This is a genomic window from Streptomyces sp. NPDC005483, from assembly GCF_040606035.1.
GTDB lineage: Bacteria > Actinomycetota > Actinomycetes > Streptomycetales > Streptomycetaceae > Streptomyces.
Map to the genome: position 1 here is coordinate 187,444 of NZ_JBEXEA010000004.1, position 26,293 is coordinate 213,736.

Annotated in this window: 25 protein-coding genes and 1 tRNA gene; 11 read left to right on the forward strand and 15 right to left on the reverse strand. The window is 72.2% G+C overall.

Annotated features, from left to right (window positions below):
* Positions 1 to 2: 2 nt before the first annotated feature.
* Positions 3 to 794 carry a TerD family protein gene (locus ABZT06_RS09835; protein ID WP_355737527.1) on the reverse strand — a complete coding sequence of 264 codons (792 nt, stop codon included), beginning with the start codon at positions 792 to 794 and terminating at the stop codon, positions 3 to 5.
* A 206-nt stretch (positions 795 to 1,000) separates the two neighbouring features.
* Here ABZT06_RS09835 and ABZT06_RS09840 point away from each other — a divergent pair, with 206 nt between their 5' ends.
* From ABZT06_RS09840 to ABZT06_RS09850, 3 genes are read left to right on the forward strand one after another with little or no spacing between them, the layout of a single operon-like run.
* A complete protein-coding gene (locus ABZT06_RS09840; protein WP_355737530.1) occupies positions 1,001 to 2,164 on the forward strand; it encodes an HpcH/HpaI aldolase/citrate lyase family protein in 1,164 nt (387 codons plus the stop codon).
* 24 nt (positions 2,165 to 2,188) lie between these two features.
* Entirely contained in the window at positions 2,189 to 4,684 is a 2,496-nt protein-coding gene (locus ABZT06_RS09845; protein WP_355737533.1) for a phosphoribosyltransferase, read from the forward strand.
* Complete coding sequence (locus ABZT06_RS09850) at positions 4,684 to 5,514, forward strand: HAD family hydrolase (RefSeq protein ID WP_355737536.1); 831 nt, start codon at positions 4,684 to 4,686, stop codon at positions 5,512 to 5,514. The genes ABZT06_RS09845 and ABZT06_RS09850 overlap by 1 nt, the downstream gene beginning before the upstream one ends.
* On the opposite strand, the gene ABZT06_RS09855 is transcribed toward ABZT06_RS09850, so the two are convergent.
* Entirely contained in the window at positions 5,489 to 6,115 is a 627-nt protein-coding gene (locus tag ABZT06_RS09855; RefSeq protein WP_355737539.1) for a DedA family protein, read from the reverse strand. The genes ABZT06_RS09850 and ABZT06_RS09855 overlap by 26 nt on opposite strands.
* 57 nt (positions 6,116 to 6,172) lie before the next feature.
* Positions 6,173 to 6,397, reverse strand: coding sequence for a zinc ribbon domain-containing protein (locus tag ABZT06_RS09860; RefSeq protein ID WP_053850450.1), 225 nt, complete (start codon positions 6,395 to 6,397; stop codon positions 6,173 to 6,175).
* A 105-nt stretch (positions 6,398 to 6,502) separates the two neighbouring features.
* Here ABZT06_RS09860 and ABZT06_RS09865 point away from each other — a divergent pair, with 105 nt between their 5' ends.
* Complete coding sequence (locus tag ABZT06_RS09865) at positions 6,503 to 8,128, forward strand: alkaline phosphatase D family protein (protein WP_355737542.1); 1,626 nt, start codon at positions 6,503 to 6,505, stop codon at positions 8,126 to 8,128.
* Between the two features lie 175 nt (positions 8,129 to 8,303).
* Positions 8,304 to 9,668 carry an alpha-lytic protease prodomain-containing protein gene (locus ABZT06_RS09870; protein ID WP_355737545.1) on the forward strand — a complete coding sequence of 455 codons (1,365 nt, stop codon included), beginning with the start codon at positions 8,304 to 8,306 and terminating at the stop codon, positions 9,666 to 9,668.
* Positions 9,669 to 9,870: 202 nt separating this feature from the next.
* On the opposite strand, the gene ABZT06_RS09875 is transcribed toward ABZT06_RS09870, so the two are convergent.
* Both ABZT06_RS09875 and ABZT06_RS09880 read right to left on the reverse strand, forming a co-directional pair.
* On the reverse strand, positions 9,871 to 11,247 hold the full coding sequence (locus tag ABZT06_RS09875; RefSeq protein WP_355737548.1) for a hypothetical protein: 1,377 nt from the start codon (positions 11,245 to 11,247) through the stop codon (positions 9,871 to 9,873).
* Positions 11,248 to 11,326: 79 nt separating this feature from the next.
* Positions 11,327 to 12,097, reverse strand: coding sequence for a DUF4097 family beta strand repeat-containing protein (locus ABZT06_RS09880; RefSeq protein ID WP_355737550.1), 771 nt, complete (start codon positions 12,095 to 12,097; stop codon positions 11,327 to 11,329).
* Between the two features lie 213 nt (positions 12,098 to 12,310).
* On the opposite strand from ABZT06_RS09880, the gene ABZT06_RS09885 reads away from it, so the two are divergent.
* Positions 12,311 to 12,382 (forward strand) — tRNA-Val (locus tag ABZT06_RS09885).
* A gap of 46 nt (positions 12,383 to 12,428) precedes the next feature.
* Here ABZT06_RS09885 and ABZT06_RS09890 read toward each other — a convergent pair.
* Together ABZT06_RS09890 and ABZT06_RS09895 are read right to left on the reverse strand one after the other, a co-directional pair.
* A complete protein-coding gene (locus ABZT06_RS09890) occupies positions 12,429 to 12,767 on the reverse strand; it encodes a hypothetical protein (RefSeq protein WP_355737553.1) in 339 nt (112 codons plus the stop codon).
* A 51-nt stretch (positions 12,768 to 12,818) separates the two neighbouring features.
* Complete coding sequence (locus tag ABZT06_RS09895) at positions 12,819 to 14,117, reverse strand: MFS transporter (protein WP_355737556.1); 1,299 nt, start codon at positions 14,115 to 14,117, stop codon at positions 12,819 to 12,821.
* 231 nt (positions 14,118 to 14,348) lie between these two features.
* On the opposite strand from ABZT06_RS09895, the gene ABZT06_RS09900 reads away from it, so the two are divergent.
* Positions 14,349 to 14,774, forward strand: coding sequence for a DUF6003 family protein (locus ABZT06_RS09900; RefSeq protein ID WP_355737559.1), 426 nt, complete (start codon positions 14,349 to 14,351; stop codon positions 14,772 to 14,774).
* 29 nt (positions 14,775 to 14,803) lie between these two features.
* Here the strand turns inward: ABZT06_RS09900 and ABZT06_RS09905 are convergent, their stop codons facing one another.
* From ABZT06_RS09905 to ABZT06_RS09915, 3 genes are all read right to left on the reverse strand, one after another.
* A complete protein-coding gene (locus tag ABZT06_RS09905; RefSeq protein ID WP_355737562.1) occupies positions 14,804 to 15,769 on the reverse strand; it encodes a YihY/virulence factor BrkB family protein in 966 nt (321 codons plus the stop codon).
* A gap of 82 nt (positions 15,770 to 15,851) precedes the next feature.
* Positions 15,852 to 16,400 (reverse strand): YciI family protein, encoded by a 549-nt coding sequence (locus ABZT06_RS09910; protein WP_355737564.1) that lies wholly within the window; start codon positions 16,398 to 16,400, stop codon positions 15,852 to 15,854.
* A 41-nt stretch (positions 16,401 to 16,441) separates the two neighbouring features.
* Entirely contained in the window at positions 16,442 to 17,188 is a 747-nt protein-coding gene (locus tag ABZT06_RS09915) for a hypothetical protein (RefSeq protein WP_355737567.1), read from the reverse strand.
* A 101-nt stretch (positions 17,189 to 17,289) separates the two neighbouring features.
* Here ABZT06_RS09915 and ABZT06_RS09920 point away from each other — a divergent pair, with 101 nt between their 5' ends.
* A complete protein-coding gene (locus ABZT06_RS09920; protein WP_355737570.1) occupies positions 17,290 to 18,507 on the forward strand; it encodes an MFS transporter in 1,218 nt (405 codons plus the stop codon).
* A gap of 505 nt (positions 18,508 to 19,012) precedes the next feature.
* Positions 19,013 to 19,624 (forward strand): dihydrofolate reductase family protein, encoded by a 612-nt coding sequence (locus ABZT06_RS09925; protein ID WP_355737573.1) that lies wholly within the window; start codon positions 19,013 to 19,015, stop codon positions 19,622 to 19,624.
* On the opposite strand, the gene ABZT06_RS09930 is transcribed toward ABZT06_RS09925, so the two are convergent.
* Entirely contained in the window at positions 19,582 to 20,568 is a 987-nt protein-coding gene (locus tag ABZT06_RS09930) for an alpha/beta hydrolase (protein ID WP_355737576.1), read from the reverse strand. The two genes, ABZT06_RS09925 and ABZT06_RS09930, sit on opposite strands and share 43 nt — an antisense overlap.
* A 133-nt stretch (positions 20,569 to 20,701) precedes the next feature.
* On the opposite strand from ABZT06_RS09930, the gene ABZT06_RS09935 reads away from it, so the two are divergent.
* Positions 20,702 to 21,214 carry a GNAT family N-acetyltransferase gene (locus tag ABZT06_RS09935; protein ID WP_355737579.1) on the forward strand — a complete coding sequence of 171 codons (513 nt, stop codon included), beginning with the start codon at positions 20,702 to 20,704 and terminating at the stop codon, positions 21,212 to 21,214.
* A gap of 41 nt (positions 21,215 to 21,255) precedes the next feature.
* Here ABZT06_RS09935 and ABZT06_RS09940 read toward each other — a convergent pair whose 3' ends face one another.
* On the reverse strand, positions 21,256 to 22,167 hold the full coding sequence (locus ABZT06_RS09940; protein ID WP_355737582.1) for a 2-dehydropantoate 2-reductase: 912 nt from the start codon (positions 22,165 to 22,167) through the stop codon (positions 21,256 to 21,258).
* Positions 22,168 to 22,284: 117 nt separating this feature from the next.
* Here ABZT06_RS09940 and ABZT06_RS09945 point away from each other — a divergent pair, with 117 nt between their 5' ends.
* On the forward strand, positions 22,285 to 22,515 hold the full coding sequence (locus tag ABZT06_RS09945) for a DUF2277 domain-containing protein (protein WP_355737585.1): 231 nt from the start codon (positions 22,285 to 22,287) through the stop codon (positions 22,513 to 22,515).
* A gap of 553 nt (positions 22,516 to 23,068) precedes the next feature.
* Here the strand turns inward: ABZT06_RS09945 and ABZT06_RS09950 are convergent.
* From ABZT06_RS09950 to ABZT06_RS09960, 3 genes are all read right to left on the reverse strand, one after another.
* Entirely contained in the window at positions 23,069 to 23,680 is a 612-nt protein-coding gene (locus tag ABZT06_RS09950) for a VTT domain-containing protein (RefSeq protein ID WP_355737587.1), read from the reverse strand.
* A 163-nt stretch (positions 23,681 to 23,843) separates the two neighbouring features.
* Positions 23,844 to 24,293 (reverse strand): DoxX family protein, encoded by a 450-nt coding sequence (locus ABZT06_RS09955; RefSeq protein WP_355737590.1) that lies wholly within the window; start codon positions 24,291 to 24,293, stop codon positions 23,844 to 23,846.
* Between the two features lie 301 nt (positions 24,294 to 24,594).
* Complete coding sequence (locus tag ABZT06_RS09960) at positions 24,595 to 26,259, reverse strand: alkaline phosphatase D family protein (RefSeq protein WP_355737593.1); 1,665 nt, start codon at positions 26,257 to 26,259, stop codon at positions 24,595 to 24,597.
* Positions 26,260 to 26,293 lie beyond the last annotated feature (34 nt).

Below are 26,293 nucleotides of genomic sequence, written 5' to 3' on the forward strand. Positions count from 1 at the left end.
CGCTACCGCCCGATGAACTGCGGGCCCTGGGGAGGCAGAGAGAACTCCGCCCCGGCCGGCACCGGAGCCACGGGCGGCGGGTAGCCGTAGCCCGACGCCGCCACCACCGGGGCTGTCGCCGGGGTCGCCTGCTGGGGGTAGCCGTAGGCCTGCTGGGTGGGGACCGAGGTGGCCGACTGGGCCGGCTGCTCCGGGGGGAGGGCGAACGACGTGGGCTCGGGCTGCGGCGGAGTCTCCGGGGAGTCGGACTCGTCCACCACGATGCCGTAGTCCGTGGCCAGGCCCTGGAGGCCCTCCACATAGCCCTCGCCCAGGGCGCGGAACTTCCAGCCCTCGCCGCGGCGGTACAGCTCGCCGCAGATCAGGGCCGTCTCCTGGCCCGTCTCCGGCTTGATGTCGAAGCGGATCAGCGGCTCGCCGTCGGCGACCGAGGCGTCGTACAGCAGGATGCGCAGGCCCTGCACGCGGGCGAACGTGGCCTCGTCCGCGTCCACCGACGCGACCAGGAGAATCTGGCTGACGTCGGGCTCGACACCGGCGAGATCTGTCTGGATCGTGTCGGTGGGACCCTCGGCGACCCGCTTCTTGCCGAGGAGCCAGACCTTCCCGGAGGGGTGCCGGGGCTGGTTGTAGAAGACGAAGTCCTCGTCGGATCGCACATGACCGTCGGGGCCGAGGAGAAGCGCCGAGGCGTCGACGACCGGGACCCCCTGCCCGGGCGCCCAGCACAGCACGGCACGTACTGTGGTGGCTTCCAGCGGGACGTTCGACCCCTTCAGCATGGCGTGCGTCATGCGGTCATCCTGCCCTCTCGGTCCTGGTCACGACAACGCCGGGGTACGGGATACCGGTGGATGTCGTAACGGTGTCGACATGGCCGTGTTTGTCTGCGTTACCTGAAATTCATGCCCGGTGGGAACCTGGGACATGGGTACCTACGTACTATTACCGGCCACCTGTGATCCCTTCACAGGTGGCACAGCAACCACGGGGGAGTCATATGCGTCATTTCGGGCACATCGCCCCTGAGGTGCGTCAGCGCCTCTTCCACCAGGAGCCCTGCGAGTTCACCGCGGACTCCCCGTCCCGGCTGCTCTCCGCGGCTCTGGGCGCCACGCTCTACAGTCCGGCGACCCGGCCGCGGCTCGCCGACGACATCGTCAAGCAGACCGGACGCGGCGTGGTCTCGATGGTGCTGTGCCTGGAAGACTCGATCGGCGACGAGGACGTCGCCGAGGGCGAGGAGAACCTCGTCCGGCAGTTCACGGACCTCGCGGAGCGGCAGGTGGACCTTCCGCTGCTCTTCATCCGGGTCCGCCACCCCGAGCAGATACCCGACCTCGTACGACGGCTCGGCCCCGCGGTCCGGCTGCTGTCCGGATTCGTGCTCCCGAAGTTCACCGAGGAGCGCGGCATCCCCTTCCTGGAGGCGCTCTCCTCCGCCGAGGCCGCGAGCGGGCACCGGCTGTTCGCCATGCCGGTGCTGGAGTCGCCGGAGCTGCTCTACCGGGAGACGCGCGTAGAGACCCTGGAGGGCATCGCGCGCGCGGTCGACAAGTACCGCGACCGGGTCCTGGCACTCCGCCTCGGCGTCACCGACTTCTGCTCCTCCTACGGCCTGCGCCGCGCCCCCGACATGACCGCCTGGGACGTCCAGATCGTCGCCTCCGTGATCGCCGACGTGGTGAACATGCTGGGCCGCGCCGACGGCACCGGGTTCACCGTGACCGGACCGGTCTGGGAGTACTTCCGGGTCCAGGAGCGCATGTTCAAGCCGCAGCTGCGCCGCAGCCCCTTCCTGGAGGGCCAGGCCGAGGAGCTGCGCGAGGCGCTCATCGAGCACGCCATGGACGGCCTGCTGCGCGAGATCACCCTCGACCAGGCCAACGGCCTGCTCGGCAAGACCTGCATCCACCCCTCCCACGTGCTGCCCGTGCACGCGCTGTCCGTGGTCAGCCACGAGGAGTTCAGCGACGCGCAGGACATCCTGCGGCCCGAGCGCGGCGGCGGCGGGGTGCTGCGGTCGCAGTACACGAACAAGATGAACGAAGTGAAGCCGCATCGCGCCTGGGCCGAGCGGACCCTGCTGCGCGCCGAGGTCTTCGGGGTGGCGAACGAGGACATCGGCTTCGTGGAGCTGCTCGCCGCCGGAATCTCCGGCTGAACATCCGTGAACACCAAGGGACGCATGAACAAGGCAGTGAACGACGGCACGCCGGGCGGGGTCTGGTCGGGGACGTGGGTCGCCGACCGGCTCGGCGTCGAACTCGTGGGCGACAGCCGGCTGACCGACCTGCTGGGACTGGCCCTGCGCCGCAACCCCAAGCGGGCCCACCTGCTGGTCTCCAACGTGCTGGGCAAACACGTCCCCCAGTCCCCGTCGGTGGTCTACGGCCACGGCTTCGCACTGGGCCGCAGGGTGCGCGACCTGCTGGGCGACCAGGAGGCGGCCCGCGCGGTCGTCCTCGGCTACGCGGAGACGGCGACGGGTCTCGGCCACTCCGTCGCCGACGGCATCGCCCTCGCCCCCTACCTCCACTCCACCCGCCGCCCGGTCCCCGGGGTGGCCCCCGCGGGCGGCTTCGAGGAGTCCCACTCCCACGCCACGTCCCACCTCCTCCTCCCGGAGGACCCCGGGCTCCTGGCGGGCGACGGCCCCCTGGTCCTGGTCGACGACGAGTTCTCCACGGGCAACACGGTCCTGAACACGATCAGGGATCTGCACGCACGCTATCCGCGGGACCGGTACGTGGTGGTCGCCCTGGTGGACATGCGCTCGGAGGCGGACGCGGGGCGGCTGGAGGAGTTCGCGGGGGAAATAGGCGCGAGAGTGGACCTGGTAGCGGCGGCCTCCGGCACCGTAAAGCTGCCGGAGGGGGTGTTGGAGAAGGGACAGCACCTCGTAACGAGGTTTGAGGTCGCCGACTCAGGGTCGCGGGGCTGTGTTGAATCTGCGGCTACCGCCGCGCGGGCGCGACCAGCCCCCAAGCACCCGCACCCGGCATACCACCGCGTAGACCTGATGTGGCCCCGAGACCTCCCCGACGGCGGCCGCCACGGATTCACCCCGGCACACCGAATACGCCTGGAGTCCGCGCTCCCCGCAATGGTCGCAAGGCTCGCCGAGGCGCTGCCGCAAGACGCGCACCGCGTGCACATCCTCGGCTTCGAAGAGCTGATGTACGCCCCCCTCAGACTCGCCCGCGAACTCGAACAGATCGCCCAGGACATCGAGTTCACCTACTCCACCACCACCCGCTCACCTGTCCTCGCCGTGGACGACCCGGGATACGCGATCCGTACCCGTCTCACCTTCCCGGCCCACGACAACCCGGCGGACGGCCCCGGCGACCGCTACGCGTACAACGTCGCCGGCGCCGGCTTCGACGCGGTGATCGCGATCGTCGACTCCGCCGCCGACACCCCCGAACTCCACGCACCGGACGGCCTCCTGGCCCAGCTGGCCCCGCACACCCGGCAGACGGTCCTCGCGGTGATTCCCAGCCACATCCCCGAAAGGCCCTCCATGCTCCCCGAGCCCCTCCGTGGCCCCGCCTTCTCCTCCTACGCCCCGGAGGACGTCGGCTGGCTGCTCCAGGACCTCTCGGACGTCACGCTGGAGGCGCCGACCGAGGAGCGCGAGGAGGCCATCCAGAGCGGCGGCGCGCACTACGCGGAGTCGCTGCCGATGGAGTACCAGCCGAGCGACCAGTACCAGGAGCTGTTCCGGACGGCCCTGACGGAGTCCTCCGCGAGGCTCGCCCAGGCCGTCGGCGCCGTCACGGAGATCGTGCTCCAGGAACGCTCGCCCCGCCCCGTCCTGGTCTCCCTCGCCCGCGCCGGCACCCCCGTCGGCGTCCTGATGCGCCGCTGGGCGCGGTTCCGGCACGGCCTCGACCTGCCGCACTACGCCGTCTCGATCGTCCGCGGTCGCGGTATCGACGCCAACGCCCTGCGCTGGCTGGCCGAACACCACGACCCCGCCGACGTCGTGTTCGTGGACGGCTGGACCGGCAAGGGCGCGATCACCCGTGAACTGACGGAAGCGGTGCGGAAGTTCGAGGCCGATGGCGGTCCCGCCGGCTTCGACCCGGAGATCGCCGTACTCGCCGACCCGGGCTCGTGCGTGCGGACGTACGGCACCCGGGAGGACTTCCTCATCCCCTCCGCCTGCCTCAACTCCACGGTCTCCGGCCTGATTTCGCGGACGGTCCTGCGCGCGGACCTGGTCGGCCCGGACGACTTCCACGGCGCGAAGTTCTACCGCGAACTCGCGGGCGTGGACGTGTCGGTGGACTTCCTGGACGCGGTCGCGGCCCGTTTCCCCGAGGTGGTGGACGCCGTTGACGCCACGGTGAAGGAACTGCTGGCCGGCGACCGCGAGCCCACCTGGGAGGGCTGGGCGGCCGTCGAACGCATCAGTGAGGAGTACGGCATCCACGACGTCAACCTCGTCAAGCCGGGTGTCGGCGAGACCACCCGGGTGCTGCTGCGCCGGGTGCCCTGGAAGATCCTGGCCAGGGCGGGCGCGGGCGCGGACCTGGACCACGTACGCCTGTTGGCCGAGCAGAGAGGTGTCCCGGTGGAAGAGGTCGCCGAACTCCCGTACACCTGCGTGGGGTTGATCCACCCCAAGTACACGCGCGGGGCGACCGGCGCCGACGGCAAGGCGGTGACGGTCTGATGCCGGCCCCTGCCCAGGCCCCGGTGCTGGTCGCGAGCGACCTCGACCGTACCCTCATCTACTCGGCCGCCGCCCTCGCGCTGACCATGCCGGACGCGCGGGCGCCCCGGCTGCTCTGTGTCGAGGTGCACGAGAGCAGGCCGCTGTCCTACATGACGGAGACCGCGGCCGGACTGCTCTGCGAGCTCGGGGACGAGGCGGTCTTCGTGCCGACGACGACCCGCACCCGCAAGCAGTACCAGCGGATCAACCTCCCCGGCCCCACGCCCGGTTACGCGATCTGCGCGAACGGCGGCCACCTGCTGGTCGACGGCGTCACCGACCTCGACTGGCACGCGGGCGTCACGGCCCGCCTCGCCGACGAGTGCGCCCCGCTGGAGGAGATCCGCGCACACCTCCAGGAGACGGCCGACCCCCTGTGGGTGCGCAAGCACCGGATCGCCGAGGACCTCTTCGCCTACCTCGTGGTCGAGCGCGAACTGCTGCCCGAGGACTGGGTGAAGGAGCTCGCGGTCTGGGCCGAGAACCGCGGCTGGACGGTGTCGCTCCAGGGCCGCAAGATCTACGCCGTCCCCAAGCCGCTCACCAAGAGCGCGGCCGTGCGCGAGGTGGCCCGGCGCACCGGGGCCTCCCTGACGCTGGCCGCGGGCGACTCCCTGCTCGACGCCGACCTGCTCCTCGCGGCCGACCGTGGCTGGCGCCCGGGGCATGGGGAGCTGGCGGACGCGGGCTGGACCGCCCCGGCGATCAGCGCGCTGCCCGAGCGGGGTGTCGCGGCGGGGGAGCGGATCCTCAGGGAGTTCCTCAGGACGGTTCGGACACCTCAGTAGAGGAGGGCCGCCGCAGCAGTCGTACGGCGACGAAGGCCAGGACGGTGAGCGCGGCGGCCACGAGCACGACCTTCGAGTACGCGGACACGACGTCGGTGACCTGGGTCCAGTTGGCGCCCAGGGCGTGGCCCGCGAGGACGAACGCCGTGTTCCACAGGGCGCTGCCCAGGGTGGTCAGCGTCAGGAACACGGGCAGCGGCATGCGTTCGACGCCGGCCGGGATCGAGACGAGGCTGCGGAAGACCGGGATCATCCGGCCGAAGAAGACCGCCTTGGTGCCGTGCCGCAGGAACCAGCCCTCGGTCCGCTCGATGTCCGAGACCTTCACCAGGGGCAGCCGGGCCGCGAGCGCCACCGTGCGGTCCCGGCCGAGCAGCGCGCCGACGCCGTAGAGCGCGAGGGCGCCGATCACCGAACCCGCCGTCGTCCACAGCAGCACGGCGACCAGGCTCATCCGGCCGGTGCTCGCCGCGAAGCCCGCGAGTGGCAGGATCGCCTCGCTCGGGATAGGCGGGAAGAGGTTCTCCAGCGCGATGGCGACCCCGGCGCCGGGCGCGCCGAGGGTGTCCATGAGGCCGTTGACCCAGTCGATGGCTGACATGGGCCCACGCTAGGCACGGGGACCTGAAGGCAGGCTGAAGCGATGTGCGTACGGCGGTCAGCCGCAGCACCCTCCGCCGCAGCAACCGCCGCCACCACCACCGCCCGCCTGGGGCGCCGGGGCCGACGCGGACGCCGAGCCGCCCACCGCCACCGTCGACAGCAGCTTCACCGTGTCGTCGTGGCCGGCCGGGCAGTCGGCGGGGGCGGAGGACTCGGCCATGGGGCGGCTGAGTTCGAAGGTGTCGCCGCAGGTCCGGCAGCGGTATTCGTAGCGAGGCATGAGCACAGGTTAACCGGCGCTCCGACAGGCATGTCCGAAATATGATCATTGTCTGGTTAGCATGCGGGGGTTCTCTGCCGGCGATCAACCGCGGGAGGAGCCCCCTTGGCTTCACGACACGACCCCGAACTGCGTGCCGCCGCACGGCACTTCGGGCGGCGCCGCTTCCTCACGGTCACCGCGGCGGCCACCGCTCTCGCGTTCAGCACCCAAATGCCGGCCCGGGGCGCGGCAGGCTCCCGCGAACTCAACGCGGCGAGGATCGCCAGTGATCCGTTCACGCTCGGCGTCGCCTCCGGGGACCCGCTGCCCGACTCCGTGCTGCTGTGGACCCGGCTCGCCCCCGCCCCGTTCGAGCCCGACGGCGGTCTGCCCCAGCAGTACGTCGTCGTCCAGTGGGAGGTGGCCCTCGACGAGACATTCGGCGCGCCCGTCCGCAGCGGCACCGCCGTCGCCTACCCGGAGTACCACCACACCCTGCACGTGGACGTCGACGGCCTCGAGCCCGACCGGGTCTACCACTATCGGTTCAGGACCGGGACCTGGATCAGCGAGACGGGCCGTACCCGCACCGCGCCGCTGACCACGGCCGCCGCCGCGTCGCTCACCTACGCCGCCGTCTCCTGCCAGGCCTACTTCGACGGGTACTACACCGCGCACCGTCATCTCTCCCAGGACGACGTCGACGTGGTCCTCCATCTCGGCGACTACCTGTACGAGTACGCCGTGAACTCCGTGGGCGGCCACCGCGCCTACACCGACCGGAAGCTGCCCGCCCTCTTCAACCGCGAGGCCGTGACCCTGGAGGACTACCGGCTGCGGTACGCCCTCTACAAGAGCGACCCGGACCTCAGGGCGGTCCACGCGGCCCACCCCTTCGTCGTCACCTGGGACGACCACGAGACCGAGAACAACTACGCCGGCGCCATCAGCGAGAACGACGACCCGCCGGAGGAGTTCCTGCTGCGCCGCGCCGCCGCCTACCGGGCCTACTGGGAGAACCAGCCACTGCGCGCCGCACAGCTGCCGAACGGCCCCGACGCCCAGCTCTACCGCCGGCTCCAGTGGGGCACGCTCGCCCAGGTCGACGTCCTCGACACCCGCCAGTACCGCTCCGACCAGGTGTACGCGGACACCAAGCACTTTGGCGGCCCCCTGCAGGGCGACCCGGCACGCACCATGACCGGGGCGGCGCAGGAGAGCTGGCTGATCGACGGCTGGCGTGACGCGCGGGCCCTGTGGAATGTGATGGCGCAACAGGTCTGCTTCTCCCAGCGCAAACTGGACCTCACCGCGGAGCCGCAGATGTCCATGGACGCCTGGGACGGCTACCGGGCCTCGCGCCGCAGGATCCTCGACGGCGCGAAATCGGCCGGGGCCGAGAACCTGGTGGTGATGACCGGGGACCTGCACGCCGCGTACGCCTTCGACATCAAGGACGACTTCGACGACCCGGCCTCCCCCACCCTCGGCACGGAGCTCACCGCCACCTCGGTCGCGAGCGGACGGGACGGCGCCGAGAGACCCTCCACCTGGGACACGTACCACAAGGCCAACCCGCATCTGAAGTTCTACGACGGGCGCCGCGGCTATGTGCGGGTCACCCTCGACCGGCAGAAGGCGCGGGCCGACTTCCGGACCGTGTCCGCCGTGACGACGCCGGGTGCGCCGATCTCGACCGCCGCGTCCTTCGTGACGGAGGCCGGACAGCCGGGCCTCACTCCCGCGTGACCGGGAGCCGGGCAGCCTACCCGGTGTGTCGGGACGCCGGCATCCCGTGCTCCGCCGGGCGGCCTCTTCTTGTCGTCCGATGCGCGGAACGAGCGGGTGACGGACATCATCTGAGTCGTTTTCAGCAAAACCTAGGGATTCGAGAGCTTTTGTACCCCACCCGAGGAGACGCCTGATGGCCCACAGACACGTTTCAGCCGGTTGTGCCGCGTTGACGGTACTCGGCGCACTCGTGCTCACGGGGCTGCCCGCGGCCGCGGCCGTCGAGCCCCCCGCGCCGGCCCCGGCCCCGTCCGCCGCCGAGACGCTCGGCGCCAACAGCCCCGCGCCCGTGGTCCTGCGGGCCATGGAGCGCGACCTGCGCCTGACGGAGGCGCAGGCCAGGACGCGCCTGGTGAACGAGGCCGAGGCGGGCACCCGGGCCGGCCGGCTCCAGAACGTGCTGGGCAAGCGCTTCGCCGGAGCGTGGGTGAGCGGCGCCACCTCAGCCGACCTGACCGTCGCGAGCACCGATGTCGCGGACGGCCGCGCCATCGAGGCCGGTGGTGCGCGGGCGGTGGTCGTCAAGACCCCGCTGGCGGACCTGAGGACGGCCAAGACGAAGCTGGACCGCTCCGTCACCGGCAAGGGCCTCGACACGCCGGTCCGCTACATCGACGTACGGACCAACCGGGTGACGGTGCAGGCGACGAGCCGCGCCGCCGCGGACACGCTCATCAAGACCGCCGGCGTCGACAACGCGCTCGTGGACGTCAAGGTGACGGCCGACCAGCCGCGCGCCCTGTACGACATCCGGGGCGGTGACGCCTTCTACATCGACGACACGGCCCGCTGTTCCATCGGCTTCGGCGTCACCAAGGGTGACCAGCAGGGGTTCGCCACGGCCGGCCACTGCGGCAAGGCGGGGGCGAAGACCGCCGGGTACAACCAGGTCGCCCAGGGCACCTTCCAGGCGTCCGTCTTCCCGGGGCAGGACATGGCGTGGGTGGGCGTCAACAGCGACTGGACCGCGACGCCCGCCGTCAAGGGCGAGGGCGACCAGGACGTGCAGACCGCCGGCTCGGTACAGGCCCTGGCGGGTGCCGCGGTGTGCCGGTCGGGTTCCACCACGGGCTGGCACTGCGGCACGATCCAGCAGCACGACACGAGCGTCAACTACGCCGAGGGCACCGTCGACGGAGTGTCCCGCACGACGGTGTGCGCGGAGCCGGGTGACTCCGGCGGCTCCTACATCTCGGGGGTCCAGGCCCAGGGTGTCACGTCCGGAGGCTCCGGCGACTGCACGAGCGGCGGAACGACCTTCTACCAGCCGATCAACCCGATCCTCAGCACCTACGGCCTCACGCTCAGCACCAGCACGAGCTCGAGCGGCACCTCCGCCCCCGAGGACGGCCAGGAGGGCGCCTGGGCCGTGGGCCGGGTGTACGAGGTCGGAGCGCGGGTGACCCTCGACGGTGTCACCTACGAGTGCCTGCAGCCCCACCAGGCACAGGCCGCGTATGAGCCCGCCCTCGCTACGGGGCTGTGGCAGCGCGTCTGAGGAGGCGGTGACGCGGCGGTGGTGCGGGGGGCGGGGTTCACGAATCCTGCCCCCCGCGCCGTGCCATGACCTGGGCGACCCAGGTCCGTCGTCCCTGTGGCTACATCTCGGCCAGCAGTGCGTACGCGGTAAAGGGTGATTTGTCTAGTTCGTGTGAGATTCAATCTCCCGCTCTGCTCGCGAGGAGGTGACGAGAGCAGCTCTAGTGCGCGCCCCCGCGCTCCTCGCGGATCTGCGAGACCACCCGGGCCACCGACTGCCGTACCGCTTCCGTCTCGGTGAGGAAGTGCCAGTAGTCGGGGTGGCGGCCCTCCAGGGTGGCGATCGCCCGGTCCAGGCGGGCCACCGAGTCGTCCAGGGGGCGCGCGTGCCGTGGGTCGGGGGTGGTGCGGCCGGTCATGGCGAGGCGCTGGGCGTCACGGATGGCGAAGCGGGTGCGGTCGATCTCCTGCTGGGGGTCCTTCTGCACGGCGTTCAGCTTCCGCAGCCGGTCGCCGGCGGCGGAGACGGACTCGTCGGTGGTGTTGAGCAGGGCGCGGACCGTGGAGAGCAGGGAGGTCGCGTCCGGCCAGCGCTGTTCGTCACGCGCGGCACGGGCCTCACGGAGCCGCTGCTCGGCCTGCCGGACGTTCTCCGCGGCCTGGTCCGGCACGTGCTGGAGGTCCTGCCAGCAGGCGGCGGTGAACCGGCGGCGCAGTTCGCTGAGGACCGGGTCGACCTGGCCCGCGCGGGTGGTGAGGGCCTCGGCGCGGGTGCGCAGGGAGACGAGCCGGTGGTCGATCTCCGCGGCCCGCTCCGGCAGCCGCTCGGCCTCCACCCGGACCGACTCCGCCTCCCGGGCGACCCGTTCGGCCCGCTCCAGGGTCTGGGGCACGCCGTGCTGTCCGGCACCCTGGTTGAGCTTGGTCAACTCCGGCCCCAGCGTGGCGAGCCGGGCGGCGAGGTCGTCCGCCTTCAGCCCCGACTCCCGTACGGCGTCCAGGGCGTTGGAGGCGGCCAGCAGCCCCTGCCGGGCCCGCTCCACGGCCGGGGCGAGGCGGGCGAGCTGGGTCTCGGCCTTGCCGAGCAGCGGACCGAGGCTGTCGCCGAAACGGTCCAGCTCCGTCTTGACGTTGCCCAGCTCGTCCTTGGCCCGGGTGAGCTCGGTGCGCGCGTGTGCGGCGACCGCGGCCTCCAGGTCGTCCCGGTCGAGGTCATGGGCGTCGACGGCCTCGATGTAGCGCCCGCTGGCCTCGTCGATCCGGCCGCTGATCGCCTGGAAGTCGGCGACCGCCCGCCGGGCGGCGGGGGAGTCGTCGACGGCCGTGATCGTCTCTATCGAGATCCGCAGATCCCGCTGGGCGGTGTCCAGTTCGTAGAACGCGGCCGCGGCGGCGTCCTTGGCGGCCTGCGCCTCGGCCCGCTGGCTCTCCGCGCGCCCGCCGAACCAGCGCCGGGTGCCGCCGCCGGCGAACGCGGCCGGCAGCGCGAGGGCGGCGAGCAGGGGCAGGCCGACGAGAGCGAGGGTGTCCCCGAGCGCCCGACGGTGTGCGCGCGGCACCGACGACGACGAGTACGGCTGCGATGGTGTCGCCGTCACATCCCTCTCCCGTGCTGTGTTCGTCCTGGCGGTGCCCGGTGTCATTCTCCCACCGGTAAGGGACGAACACACGGGCCGGTCAGTTCGCGGTTCGCACCGTGATCTTCCCGTCTCCGCTCTGGGCGGACACGACGTGGTCGCTGGAGTCGGACCGGGGCACGGACACGTCGACCCCTCCGTCGCCGGTCTTCGTGTCCACGCGGTAGGTGGCCCTCGGCAGCTCGACGGTCACCGAGCCGTCGCCGCTGCGGGTCTCCACCCGGTCCGGTACGGCGCCGAGTTCGAGGTGGAGCGAGCCGTCCCCGGTGCGGGCGGTGACCCGGCGGGAGGTGACGTCCGCGCTCATCGATCCGTCGCCGGTGTGCAGCTCCAGCGGCCCGCTGGAGTCGGTGACCCGCACGGAACCGTCCCCGGTGCTGATGCTCAGCGGCCGGGTGAATCCCCGGGCCCGCACGCTGCCGTCGCGGTCCTCGACCTTCACGGTGATGTCCCGGGGCACCTCGATGCGGTGCTTGGCCGCGCAGTCGGCGACGACACCGCTGCACTTCATCCGCAGCACCAGCCGGTCGCCCTTCATCGACCAGGTCACCTTCGGGCCCTCGCCGAAGGCGACGCTTCCCTGGAACCAGCGGGTGACCTCGACCGTGCCCGACTTGTTCGAATCGGCGGCGACGATCTCCAGCGCCGAGTCGTCGGAGTCGACGGTCAGGGTGCGGCCGTGGAGGGCGAAGGACTTGTGGTCGGGGGTCTTGTCGTCCCCGGCGGAGGCACCGCAGGCGGTGGCCCCCGCGACGACGAGCGCGACGACCCCGGCCGCGGCGGCGGCACGTGCGGGAACGGAACGGACCATGACGATCTCCCCCTGATCTAGCCCTGAGCGGGCGGGGTCGCGGGCACTCCGCGACCCTGCTTCGACCCTAGGGACCGGGGCTCCGGCGGGGGATCCGGGCCGCTCCCGGATCGGGGGTGGGGTTTTCCCCCGTATCAACCCTGACTTCCTCGGGCTCCCGAGTAAGGGTTTGCAGGACAGGGCCTCGGGCAAGGTAGGCTGTCGAATCGTCTCGGGTGCGTAGCTCAGGGGTAGAGCGCCTGCCTTACAAGCAGGATGTCGGCGGTTCGAAACCGTCCGCGCCCACACCGGAGAAGGACCCCGGCCGATCTCGGCCGGGGTCCTTCGTCGTTCAGCCCGTTTCGTTCGTGCGGGACGCGTGCTTCAGCCCGGTGCGGGCGTCCACGCGGTCCGGGATCTCCACGTCCGTCCAGAAGCGGTGTGTGGTGACGAAGACCGCGAGTTCGTGCTCGCGCTGCCGGAGCTTCTCCACCTCGGCCTGTTCGTCGGGGGTCCAGCCGGGGGAGGCGGGGCGCTCCACCTTCCGCCAGCCCTTGTCGTCGCTGAAGCCGTCCAGAGGCGCGACCGACCAGGGGAGCCGCTTGAGCAGGGCCGACAGCTCGGCCCGGACCTGATGCAGCTCCTCCTGACCGGCGAGGAGGTCGCTAGGAAAGTCATAGGTCTTAGCCACGAGACAATGCTACGCCTGTTCGATTTTGGGTCGCGAGTCGCTTCCGGAGGTTCATGCGAACGGGCGGCGCCCGGTCGACTGCCCGGAATCGGGGTGGCCGGGCAGCGTCCGCCCCAGCCGGGCGAGCGGCGACAGGGCCATCACCACCGGGGACAGCAGCATGCCCGCGGCCGTCACCAGGAGGCTGGTGCGCAGTCCCCACTCCTGCGCGAGGAAACCACCGAGTACGGAGCCGAGCGGGGTCAGGCCCATCCCGACGAACGTGATCGTGGCGGCCGCGCGGCCCTGCATCCCGTCCGGGGTGAGCGCCTGCCGGACGGCCATGACCGTGACGTTCACCAACTGGCCCCCCGCCCCGAACACGAAGCCGACCGCGAGGAGCGCGGCGACCGTCACCGCGGAGGAGCCGTGCAGCGCGGGCACCCACAGGAACGCGCCGTCGCCGACGGCCGCCGCGGACAGGAGTACCGGGCCGTACCCGAACCGGCCCGGCAGCCGGGCGGCCAGCACGGACCCCAGGAGCGCGCCCGGCCCCGTCGCCGCGAGCGACAGTCCCACCTCGGTGCCCGACAGGTGCAACTCCCGTGGCAGGAAGAGCAGATAGACGGTCATCAGGGCGGCGAAGGAGAACTGGAAGGCGGCCGAGGCCAGGCACACCGTCCGCAGCGAGGTGTCGCCGACGACGAAACGCAGACCCTCGTGAATCCGACGCCCTATGCGAGGGAGACGTTCCGAGTGCTCGGGGATCGGCTCGTGGCGGCGGATCCGCCGGATCGACAGGAACGACAACGCGAAGAACAGCGCACCGGAGGCGGCGGCGATCGGCGCCGACAGGAGTGACACCAGCGCGCCGCCGAGTGCGGGGCCGCCGATCTGCGCCGCGGACCGGCTGCCCTCGAGCGCGCTGTTGCCCCGCACCAGCTGATCACGTCTCACCAGCCGCACGAGCGACGACTGGTAGGCGACGTCGAAGAACACGGACAGGACCCCGACGGCGAAGACGACCACGAACAGCGCGGGCAGGCCGAGCAGGCCGAGCAGCCCGGCCAGGGCGGCGGCGCCCAGGGCCAGGGCCCGCCCGGCGTCCGACAGGACCATCACCGTGCGGGTCCGCCATCGGTCCACCCACGCGCCCACGAAGAGCGAGAGCAGCAGGATCGGCGCCTGCCCCACCGCGCGCAGGACGCCCAACTGGCCGGCCCCGGTGTCGAGGGTCAGAACGGCGAAGAGCGGCAACACCAACAGGCTTGTGTGTTCGCCGAGTTGGGAGGCCGTCTGGCCCACCCAGAGGCTACGGAAGTCGCGGTCCCGCCACAGACTCGACGGAGCGGGGAGACCGGAATCGGACATGGCGGAGGAAGGGGACGGCACGGAGATCCTCGGATCGAAGGCTGCTGTGCCACACCGTCAGGGGCAGCACGCGATGACAGGCCGGACCCTCGGTCACGGCCTACGACGTCAACGCGCGCTCGGGAAACCGACCATGTCCTCGCTCCTCTTCGGCCACTCGCCGAACCCGAACATTAGCCGGGCGAGGCGGGGTAATGGGAGGTCGATCAGCCTGGTGAGAAGGGACCGAGGATGACCGACGACGCCTACCTGTTCCTGCTCGACGACGCGGCCGCGCAGCTCGGCGTGGCCCCCGCCGCCGTCGGTGGGCTCGCGTGCATGGAGACTCCCGCGGTGCGCGCGTGGCTGGACGCTCAGGGGACCACGACGACCTCCCCGCACCTGCGGCTGCTGCCGCCGGAGGAGACCGCCGCCGTGCCCGAGGATGCCGAAAAGCTGCCCGTGCCGCTGAGCGACGAGGAACTGAGCCGGGTCCGCCACCACCTGGCACCGCAGTCGCTCGCCGGGGTCGAGGAGGAGCTGCTCGCCTACCGCGACCGCGCCGACGGCCTGGACGCGCTGATCGGCCGCGCGCTGGCCGCCGGTGTGCCACCGCACCGCATCGTCGAACTGACCGGCGTGGACCCCGCGACGGTCACCGCCGCCGCGCAGGGCTGACCGCGGGACCGCGGGATCGCCTCCCGGCCTCACTCACCCGGGCCGGGGTCCGGGTGCACGGCCGACTCGATGCCGGCGCGGGCCGCTTCCAGCTGGGCGGCGAAGGCGATGCCGAGGAACAGCGCGACAGCGGTGAGGTTCGCCCACAGCAGCAGGGCGATGAAGGCCGTGAGCGGCCCGTACACGGCGCCGAAGGCACCGCTCTCCTCGACGTACAGCGCGAGCAGCCGGGTGGCCGACACCCACAGCAGCAGATGCACGGCCGAGCCGAAGGCCAGCCAGGTGTAGCCGGGCTGCACCCGGCGCGGCGACCAGCGGAAGATCACGGCGGAGGCCACCCAGGCCAGCCCGAGCCCCACCGGCAGGTCCAGCACACCCCACCAGCGCGGCCCGCCGCCCTCCCGGCCCGCGGACTCGGCCACCGCGTCTCCCACGGCCTCTCCGGCGACGAGCACGACGAAGCCGAGCACCAGGGGCAGACCGGCGGCGACCGCGAGCACGATCCCGCGCGCGTACTTGCGCGGGAAGGGACGGTCGCGCTCGATGCCGTAGATCCGGTTCGCGCCGCGTTCGATCTGGCCCATGGCCGAGGCGAGGTTCAACAGGGCGAAGCCCAGACCGAGCCACAGGGCGAGCGTGCTCCAGACACTTCCGTGGGCGGTGCGCCGCGTCCCGTCGAAGGCGTCCTTCACGACGTCGGCGCTCGCGCCCGGCACGATCCGGCCGAGCGTGAGCTCGATGATCCGGCCCACGCCCTCCGTGTGCACCGACGTGGCCAGGCCGACCAGCGCCACGGTGCACGGGACAAGACCGAGCACCACCTGGAAGGCGAGGGCCCGGGCGTTGGTGAAGCCGTCGGCGTAACGGAACCGCGCGACGGAGTCGGTCAGCAGCCGCAGACCGCCGTAGTGGCGCAGGGCGGTGAACGCCTCGTCTCCGGAGAGCTCGTCCCCGATCATGTCCCGGGTCTGTGGGACGCGGACGGCGGTACCCATGGCGTGGACGCTCCTTGCTCGTACGGCTGGTCCCTGTGCGGTTGCCCCGAGAACCGGGTTGTCAGCGTCGAGAACCAGGTTGTCAGCGCCGTCCGCCGAACTCCCACTCGTGGACCTCCACGGCGGCGTACCGGTCGGCGGTCAGCACGGCCCGTGCCCGGTCCGGATCCGGGGCCCGGACCAGGGCCGCCGTGCCCAGCCAGGTGGTGGCGTCGTCCGAGAGCAGGGGGCCGTACGCGATCAGATCGTCCCTCGCGGGCGGTACGGCGAGGTCGACGGCCTCTCCCGTGCCGAGCCCCAGCACCAGGTACCGGTCGCCCCCGGTCCGCCCGCCGGGGAAGTCCCACATGGTGCGGCCCAGCAGATTGCCCCAACGGCGCAGCAGCACGTCCCGGTACGCGCCGGCCTGGTAGTTGGGCTCGTCGAACGCGAACGCGCGCGCGGCTGCCGGATCGGGCAGGTCGACGATGTGCACACTTCCGGTGAGCGTCTCGCCGTTGTCGGCGAACGTCGGCCCACGGGCGATCAGTTCGGCCTCGTACCGGTCCATGTAGGACCAGTGCGCTTCCGTCAGCTCCTCCCGCAGAGGCAGGGAGCCGGGCCGGTCACGGTGGTGGCAGAAGAACTCCATGCCCCAGAGCCTCGTCCACCGACGATCACATCTCAACGGCATTAGCCTGGCGGCGGGTTGGTCAGCTCCGCGAGCATCGGGGTCAGGCGGGGGGCGAGCTCGGGGCGTGAACGTGCGAGTTCGGCCGTGACGACGGTGATCGTGGCGCCCAGGGCGCGGTCGAGTTCCGCGGCGGTGAGCGAACGGACGAGCGTCGTCTCCAGCGCGGTCGAGAGGTCTTCGGGGATCAGATGGGCGCCCTTCGCGTGCGCGGCGGGGTGGCCGAGTCGTAGACAGGCCAGGGTGATCACATGGTCGCGCAGGGCGCTGATCCAGTGTTCGGCCTGCCACCAGCGGGCGCGTTCGACGCACACGCGCGCGTGGAGGGCGTGGTGCCACAGGAGGCCCACCAAGGTGTCGCCGTCCGGAGGAGTGAAGGGTTCGAGTGGGCGGGTCCGGCCGAAGACCGTCTGCCATTGCGGGCCCCGCGGGCCGAACTCGGCCTCCGGGGCGAACATCAGGTCGATCTCCAGCCAGCCCGGCAGGAGGAACACCCGGATGACGCCGGCCCCGACGGGCAGGTCCCAGTGGTGCCGGGCGCCGAGACCGTCGTAGAGCCAGCTCGTCCACCGCTCGAGGGTCGGAGCCAGGTCGCCGCGGACGGCCAGCACCAGGTCGGTGTCCGACCAGCGGTCACCCTCCCCGACGGCGTACGAGCCGGTGAAGGCGGCGCCCATGATGCTGTCGTCGGCTTCCGCGCGCGCGAGCAGCCGCTCCCGCAGGCGGTCCCGTTCCTCGATCGTGAACATCTGCCCCGCTTTCGTCCAAGTGCCGTCGCTTCTTTGTCCATGGACCGATCAGCCGCCGGGACGCGAGGGTCGGTCCATGAGTGCGGATCTTGAGGATTGTCGTGCATAGCCCGGCGATCGAACGGCGACGGACGCCAGGCGGGCTCGTCGCGCTGGCCGTCGGCGGGTTCGGCATCGGGCTGACCGAGTTCCTGATCGCGGGCCTGCTGCCGCAGGTGGCGTCGAGCTTCGCGGTCTCCGAGGCGGCCGCGGGACGGCTGATCTCGGGGTACGCGCTGAGCGTCGCGGTCGGCGCGATCGTCCTGACCGCGGTGACCGCGCGGCTGCCCCGCAAACACGTCCTGGTCGGCTTGGTGGTCCTCTTCGTCCTCGGCAACCTGCTGTGCGCGATCGCGCCGAGCTACGAGGTGATGATGCTCGGGCGGATCGTCGCGGCACTGTGCCACGGCTCGTTCTTCGGCATCGGCTCCCTCGTTGCGCGCAGCCTGGTCGCGCCGGAGCGGAAGTCCCGCGCGGTGGCCGTCATGTTCGCCGGACTGACCGTCGCGAACGTCCTCGGCGTGCCGTTCGGCGCGCTGGTGGGGGAGCGCTGGGGCTGGCGGGCCGCGTTCTGGGCGGTCACCGCGGTCGGCCTGCTCGCGCTCGCGGGGATCATCGCGTTCGTGCCGGGCCGCGCCGGACAGACACCGTCGACGGCCCCCACCGCCCTGCGCGCCCAGGTCGGCGCGTTCCGGTCCGGGCAGGTCTGGCTGACGCTGGTGGCCACCGCGCTCGGCTACGGCGGGATGTTCGGCGCGTTCAGCTACCTCGCCTACACGTTCACCGAGGTCGGCGGCTTCTCCTCGGCGGACGTCGCCTGGCTGCTCATGGTGTACGGCGTCGGCCTGGTCGTCGGGAACCTGATCGGCGGGCGGGCCGCCGACCACGACCGTGACCGCGCGCTGGTCCTCGCCCTGGCCGGTCTCACCGTGACCCTGGCCGTGTTCGGGCTGCTCGCCGCCAGCGCCACGGCGTCGGTGGTGCTGGTGTTCCTCATGGGGGTGTTCGGCTTCGCAGGTGTACCCGGCATGATCACCCGCGTCACCGACTACGCACAGGGCGCGGCCCTGGCCGCCGGCGCCAACGTGTCCGCGTCCAACATCGGCAACGCGCTGGGCGCCTGGGCCGGAGGCCTCGCGATCACGGCGGGCCTCGGCTACACCGCACCGCTCTACGTCGGAGCGGTCATGGTGCTCACCGCCGTCGCCGTCATGGCTGTCGCCGCGCGGCGTGCGGGGGTGTCCGGGCGGCGGGACGGGGTCGTGGTGGTCCGGCGGTGACTTTCGGGGGCGGGGCTGGCTTTCAGGGGAGGGATGAGGTGCCCCTGGGGGAGGTGCACCGCGCCGTCGCCGTCGCCGTCGCCGTCGCCGTCGTGGCCGATGCCGCGCGTCGGGCGAGGTCGTCCGGGCGGCTGGACCGCGCCATGGTGGCCCGGCGTGACTTTCGGGGGTGGAGCTGGCTTTCAGGGGGGATAGGGCGGGCCGGGGCAGGGTGCACCGCGCCCGTCGCCGTCATCGCCGTTCCCGCGCGTCGGGCGGGAGCGTCCGGGCGGCAGGGCGGGCCCCGGCGCGACTTTCGGGGCGGGGCTGGCTTTCAGGGGAGGGATGGGGTGCCCCCGGGGGAGGTGCACCGCGCCGTCGCCGTCGCCGTCGCCGTCGTGGCCGATGCCGCGCGTCGGGCGAGGTCGTCCGGGCGGCTGGACCGCGCCGCGGCGGGCCGGCGATGACTTTCCGGGGCGGAGTCGGTCTCCCAGGAGACGAGGAGTGCCCCCTGAGAGGAACAGCCATGGCGAACCCACAGAACGTGCGCACGGAGCCGGTGCCGGACATGGAACCGCAGACCGCCGCCGGAAAGGTGCTCTGGCACTTCACCATGTCGTTGGACGGGTTCGTGGCGGGTCCCGGGCACACGATGGACTGGATGACGGGGTTCTCGTTCCGGCCCGGACTCGTCGAGGAGTACGCCGGCACGACCGGGGCCGTGCTGGGCGGCCGGGCCGGCTGGGACGCCTTCCCCGACGCCGGTGCCATCTACGGCGGCGCCTGGCACGGGCCGTTGTTCGTCCTCACGCACCACCCCGAGGACGCGGGACCCGCCGCCGGCGTGACCTTCCTCAGCTGCGACGCCGCCGACGCCGTCCGGATCGCCCTGGAAGCCGCCGACGGCAAGAACGTGGAGGTCTTCTCGCCCACGATCGGCCGTCAGCTCCTGGAACGCGGACTCATCGACGAGATCGACCTCCACATCGCGCCGGTCCTGCTCGGCGACGGGATCCGGTTGTTCGACAACCCCGGCGGCGCACCCATCCGCCTGCAACGCCTCGACGGCGACCGCGCGGCGACGGTGAACGTGCGCTACCGCCCCTTCACGACGGCTCCCAGCCAGTCGGTCAGGTGACGGCCGACCTCTGCGGGACGTTCCTGCTGGATCCAGTGGCCGCAGCCGTCGAGGAGGTGGACCGCGTGCAGACCGGGCAGGGTGCTGGGGAAAGCGTCGATGGCGTCGGACAGCCAGGTGGTTGAGGCGTCCAGGGTGCCGCCCAGGAAGAGCGACGATTGGCGGATCGGAGCGCCCGCGTAGGCGGCCAGGTCCTCCCAGTCCCGGTCCATCGCGCGGTAGCGGTTCAGGGCACCGGTCAAGCCCGTGCGCTCGAACTCCCCGGCGTAGGCGTCGAGATCGTCCTCGGTGAGCCAGCCCGGGAGGCGGCCGGCGGGAAAGCGGTCGCGCAGCTGGCCGCCGGGTGCGACGAAGTGAGGGTCGGCGGTCACGTGGTCGGTGTCGGCCATGGGCATGGTGTCGGCGGAGAGCGCGGCGTAGAAGCCGGCCAGCCAGCCCCGTACGTCCGGCTCGATCTCCCGCTCGGCCCGGCCTGGCTCCTGGAAGTAGGAGACGTAGAACTCCTCCTCCCCACCGAGTCGCGCGAAGACCTCGCTCGGGCGGGGGCCGCCGGGCGGGGTGTACGGCACGCTCAGTAGGGCGACCGCGTGGAAGACGTCCGGCCTGAGCAGCGCCGAGTGCGCGGCGATCGTCGCGCCCCAGTCGTGTCCGACGACCACCGCGGAACGCTCGCCGAGCGCCTCCACCACGGCCGCGTTGTCCTCCACCAGCTCGGTCATCCGGTACGCCGCCACCGCCTCCGGCTTCGAGGAACGGCCGTATCCGCGCACGTCCACGGCGACCGCGCGGTAACCGGCCGCGGCCAGCACCGGCAGCTGGTGGCGCCACGAGTACCAGGACTCCGGGAAGCCGTGCAGCAGCAGCACGAGGGGCCCGGTGCCCTGTTCCACGAGGTGGATCCGGCCCGCGGGACCGGGGACCAGACGGTGGGTGAGGTGCGGCATGTGTCCTCCGTACATACGGATCACGGGTTACGACGATCCTGCGGGACGGCGACGGGTGGCGCGAGGTCCGTTGCCGGTTCGGCAAAACCGCAGGCCGGGGGCGTTGTCAGACCCGGAGCCTAAGGTGGCCGGCATGGATACGGAGCAGGTGCGGCTGGTGCCCTGGGCGGAGGGCGACTTCTGGCTGCTGGAGCGGACCAACAGCCCTGAGATGACCGACCACTTGGGCGGGCCGGAGAGCGAGGAGAAGCTCGTCGACCGGCATCGGCGGTACGTGGAGCTGCCGTCCGGGCGGATGTACCGCGTCACGCTCGCGGCCGGCGGGGAGACCGTCGGCTCGGTGGGGTTCTGGGAGCGTGAGTGGCGGGACTCGCTGATATGGGAGACCGGGTGGGGGATCCTGCCGGAGTTCCAGGGGCGGGGACTGGCCGCGCAGGCCGCCCGCGCCGTCGTGGAGGAGGCGCGGGCCGCCGGCGGGCACCGGTATCTGCACGCGTTCCCGAGCGTGGAGCACACCGCGTCGAACGGCGTCTGCCGCCGGGCGGGTTTCACGCTGCTCGGACAGGCCGAGTTCGAGTACCCGAAGGGGCACTGGATCAGGTCGAACGACTGGCGGTTCGACCTGAAGGGCGGGGACGGCCGCTGAGAGCGCGTGTGGGCGTGGGCGGTGACGGTCCGGGCGGGCCGTCAGCCGGCGGCCGCCAGCTCCCGTACCACCCGGGCCGCGACGGGCACCTTCACCCCGTGCCGGTCCGCCGCGCGCAGCAACGCCCCGCCGATCGCGTCCAGTTCGAGCGGTCGGCCCGCCTCTGCGTCGCGCTGCATCGAGGACTTCGTCCCGGGCGGGAAGGCGTCGTAGCGGGCGAGGGCCCGGGCGGGGTCGGCGGGGCCGCCGCAGGCTCCGCTGACCGCGGCGGTCTCCTCGACCAGCGCGGTCAGCTCCTCCCGGTGGCGGGTGCGCACCTCGCCGAGGGGGAGGGCGTGCAGCGTGGTGAGGAGGGCGAAGGGAGCGAGGAAGGACATCTTGGCCCACAGGACGGCCGCCTCGTCGTCCAGGACACGGGTCCTGGGTCCGGCCGCGGCCAGCACGGAGGCCAGCGCGTCGAGACGCTCGCGCGGGACGCCGTCGCCGGTCAGGTCGAGTTCGGCGAAGGGGCTGCCGTGCTCGATGACGCCCGGCGCGACCCTCGTCGACTCGACGCGGATCACCGCGGGGGCGACCCGGTCCGGGCGGTAGCGGGTGCGCAGGGTCGCCGGGTGCTCGACGCCGTTCAGGAGGGGGACGACCAGGCCGTCGCCCAGGGCGGTGGGCGGGACGCGGTCGAGGGCGGAGTGCAGGGAGGTGTGCTTGACGGCGACCACGCAGGCGTCGACCGGCTCGCGTAGCTCGGTGTCGGCCTCGACGGGGGTCGTGAAGTCGCCGAAGACGCCGCTGCGGACCTGGATGCCGGCCGTGCGCAGGGTGTCCGCCGTGTCGTCGCCGGCCAGGCAGATCACCCGGTGTCCGGCGCGGGTCAGGAGGGCGGCGAGGAGGCCGCCGGTGCCGCCGGGGCCCAGGACGGCCACGGAGAGTTTCTGGTGCGCGGAGTCGTGCGCCATGTCGGGTTGTTCCTCTCGTCGGTCGGCCCCGGAGCCGGTGGCCGCCTCGGCGAGGATCATGGCATTCGGAACGGGCGGACGGAAGCGCCGATCTGCTCGGGGAGGGAGACTGTCGGTATGTGCCGCAGTATCAAGACGCTTCGTCCGCCGGTGTTGCCCGAGGAGGCGACGGAGGAGGAGATCCGGGCCGCCGCACTTCAGTACGTGCGCAAGGTCTCGGGCTTCCGGGCCCCCGCCGCCCACAACCAGGAGGTCTTCGAACGGGCCGTGGAGGTGATCGCCGAGGCGACGGCGGAGTTGCTGGCGGGGCTGGAGATCCGGGGAGCGGCCCGGCGCGAGGCGAGCTGACCCGAACCGGCCTCGGCTGCGGGCCCGGCGCGGGGGCAGGCCGCGGGAAACAGGTCCTGCCCGCCGCAGGGACAGTGCGGCCCCAGTTTGCGCCGCCGCGGTGCGGGGCGTGCCGCTGCTCGGCTTCCGTGGCTCGCGGCCGTTGCGCGTCCTGCCGTGGCTGGACAGGTCTCGCCCTGGTTTGGCTCGCCGGGGGGCTGGGGGTGTGCCGTTGTGCGGCTTCGGTGGCTCGCGGCCGACGCGAGTCCTGCCGTGGCCGGACAGGTCTCGCCCTGGCGTGGGTCGCCCCGGGGTCTGAGGGGGTGTGCCGTTGCGCGGCTTCGGTGGCTCGCGGCCGACCGCGCGCCCAGCCGTCGCCGGGCAGGTCCCTCCTGGCTTGGCTGCCGAGGGTGCGGGGGTCTGCCGTTGCTCGGCTTCCGTGGCTCGCGGCCGACGCGCGCCCAGCCGTCGCCGGGCAGGTCCCGCCTGACTTGGTCGCCGGGGCGCCGGGCCGGTGCACGGCTCCGCCGGCCCACAACGTGACGTACGCCCGCTGACGCTCACGCCGACGCCGTTACCGCGCCTCCGCTTCCCCCGGACGTGGCCGCATCACATAGGCCGCAGCCGCACCCGCTCCGAACAGGGCTGCCACCGACACCCCCGTCGCCAGCCAGGTGGCCCCCAGCCAGTGCGCGCCGAAGTAGCCGAGGGCGACGCTGTACGCCGCCCAGGACAGGCCCGCGAGGGCGGACCAGGGGAGGAAGTCACGGGCTCGGCGGTGGGCGGTGCCGGCCAGGAGGGAGACCACCGAGCGGCCGGCGGGAGCGAATCGGGCGAGGACCACCAGGGCCCCGCCACCCGCGGAGAGTGCGTCGCCGAGACGTTCCTGCGCCGTGGTGAGACGACGCGAGCGCGCGATCGCGCGGTCGAGGCGCTCACCGCCCCGGAAGGCGAGGCGGTACGCCGCCAGGTCGCCCAGCACGGAGGCGGTCGTCGCGCAGAGGATCAGGGACATCACGTCGGGGACCTGGCCGGTGGCCGCACTGCCCGCGGCCGCGGCCGTCGCGGCCGTGATGACCAGCACCCCGCTGGGCAGCAACGGTACGAACACGTCGAGGAGCACCGACAGCGCGACCATGGCATAGATCCATGGACTGCCGGTCAGTGACCCCAGGCTCTCCGACACCGCGACTCCCCGTGATTCCCCCGTAGACAGCCATACAGCGTACGCGTGGGCAGTGGCAGGAGATTCACGGGGGGCTCATGGGATGAGCGCGGCATGTTCACCCGGCTGCCTCGTACGGTGCCCTCCTCCACGGACGCGGGGGAGGGCACCGTACGAGATGGCCTCAGACGGCCACAGGTTCCGCCGCCGGCTTGCGTTCCTCCGCCGAGCGCTTGGCGAACAGCCGGTCCAGGCCGAACGCGCCGGACCCGGTGAAGACCAGCAGGAGGAAGGCCCAGCTGAACATCGCCGCGGCCTCGCCGCCGTTCTCCATGGGCCACAGGGCCGTGGGCTGGTGCACCTTGAAGTACGCGTACGCCATGGATCCCGCGGCGAGGACCGCGGCGGCGCGCGTGCCCAGGCCGAGCAGCACGAGGCCGCCGCAGACGAGCTGGATCACGGCCGCGTACCAGCCGGGCCAGGTGCCCGGTTCGAGGGTGCCGCCGTCGGTGCCCGGGACACCGCCGAGGACACCGAAGAGGGAGGCCGCGCCGTGACAGAGGAAGAGCAGGCCGACGACGATGCGGTACAGGCCGAGGGCGTATGGCTGGGCGCTGTTCAGGCGTCCGGTCATTGTGGGGGACTCCTTCGGTCGGGTCGGTCCCACAGGGGGGTCGCCCCAGGGGGATGGGACCGAGTCGGCCCTCCACGTTAGGTGCGCCCGATTGATGCTTGCAAGTTCAACATTTAGCCATCGGTTTGCCTCTGCTGCCCCTTCCGTTTCAGTCGCAGCCGCACGTAGAAGGGGCTTTCGTCGCCGAGTTGGCGTCCGAAAGTGTGTCCGAATCCGCACTCGGCATGGGCGCGCCGCAGGCGAACCATCTGTCAACCGCCGGACATAGCAAGGTTTTTGACGAGACGTCAGGTGATATTCGTCAGAGTCGGGACGTCTCTCGACCGCTCTCCCCGGCGAGTTCGGACTCCGTGATCGTCACCAGCCGGGTCCGTCCCTCACCCGACTCCCGCGCATGGTCCAGCCGCAGCCGTGCCGAACGCCCGTTCAGCGTCAGTGTCATGAGCTGGTTGCCGAACCAGGGACCGCCCGTGTGCCGCCAGGAGACCGGCGGTCGGGCACAGCGTCCGTGCCGGGCGAGCCCCCGCCCGAGCGCCCGCGCCGTCGCGCTCCAGCCGAAGCGGAAGCCGAACCGGATGTAGGCGGGCACGGAGTTGTGGACGGGGGAGCAGGTGAGCTGGAGGACGCGGGCGTCCGGTCCGCCGGAGTGCCACCTGGGCTCGGCCACGTACGCGTGATGCACGTCCCCCGACAGCACCAGCACCGTCGCCGGCGCCCCGGGGCCCGAGCCCACCTCGGCGATCAGATCCGCCAGCGCCGCGAAGGAGTCGGGGAACGCCGCCCAGTGCTCCAGATCCGCCTTGCGCCGCAGATCCTCCCCGAACCGGGCCCAGCGCGCCCCGCGTTCCCCCCGGCACAGCGCGGCGTCCCACGCCTCGGCGTCGTGCACCAGATGCGGCAGCAGCCAGGGCAGCGAGGTGCCGATCAGGAGATGGTCGTAGGAGGCGCGGTCCTCCAGTGCCTGTTCGCGCAGCCACAGGGCCTCGCCTGGGTCCAGCATCGACCGGTTGTCCTCGTCGAGGACGCGGGCCGCGCGGGAGTCCACCATGAGCAGCCGCACCCGGCCGAAGTCGCGCCGGTAACTCCAGCGCACGGAGGCGGCGTCGGCCTCGGCCCGGCAGGCGAAGGCGCGCAACTCGTCGGTGCCGTCGGGGGATCGGCGTACGGCGGCGTAGAGCGGGTCGGCGGCCAGCTCGGCCGGGGGGAGGTTGCCCAGGTGCTGGTAGACCCAGTACGACATCAGCCCGCTCAGCAGCCGCTCCCGCCACCACGAGACGGTGCGCATGTCCTCGACCCAGGAGGCGGAGGTGTTCCAGTCGTCGATGACGTCGTGGTCGTCGAAGATCATGCAACTGGGCACGGTGGACAGCAGCCAGCGCACCTCGGGGTCGAGCCAGGACTCGTAGTAGAGGTGGGTGTACTCCTCGTAGTCCGCCACCTGGTCGCCCGGCGGGTCGCTCAGGTCACGGCGTGCGGCCAGCCAGCTCTGCGTGGCCGGGGAGGTCTCGTCGGCGTAGACCTGGTCGCCCAGGAGGACGAGGACGTCCGGCCGTTTGCTCTCCGGCTCGGCGGCGATGCGGGCCGCGAGGGTGTCCAGCGCGTCGGGGCCCACGGGGTCCTGCTCGCCCTCCGGGGGCGCGGCCCAGCGGCAGGAGCCGAAGGTGACGCGGACGGGCGCCTCCTCGGTGGGCGTGTGGATCACGGAGGGCGGGAAGGGCGAGTCGGGCAGCGGCCACACGCGTGTGCCGTCCAGGAACACCTCGTACGACCGCTCCGTGCCGGGGGTGAGGCCGTCGACCGGGACGAGGGCGTAGTAGTGGCCCGCGATCTGGAAGGTGGGGGCCTCGCCGCCGGTGCCGTCCGAGCAGCGCACCTCGGCGGTGCACGGACGGCTCGTCTCGACCCACACGGTCGCGGACGAGCCGTCGACGTACCTGAGCAGTGGTCCGACCCGCAGATCCGTCACGTGATCCTCCTCCGTCGCCCCGTACGGTACGGAA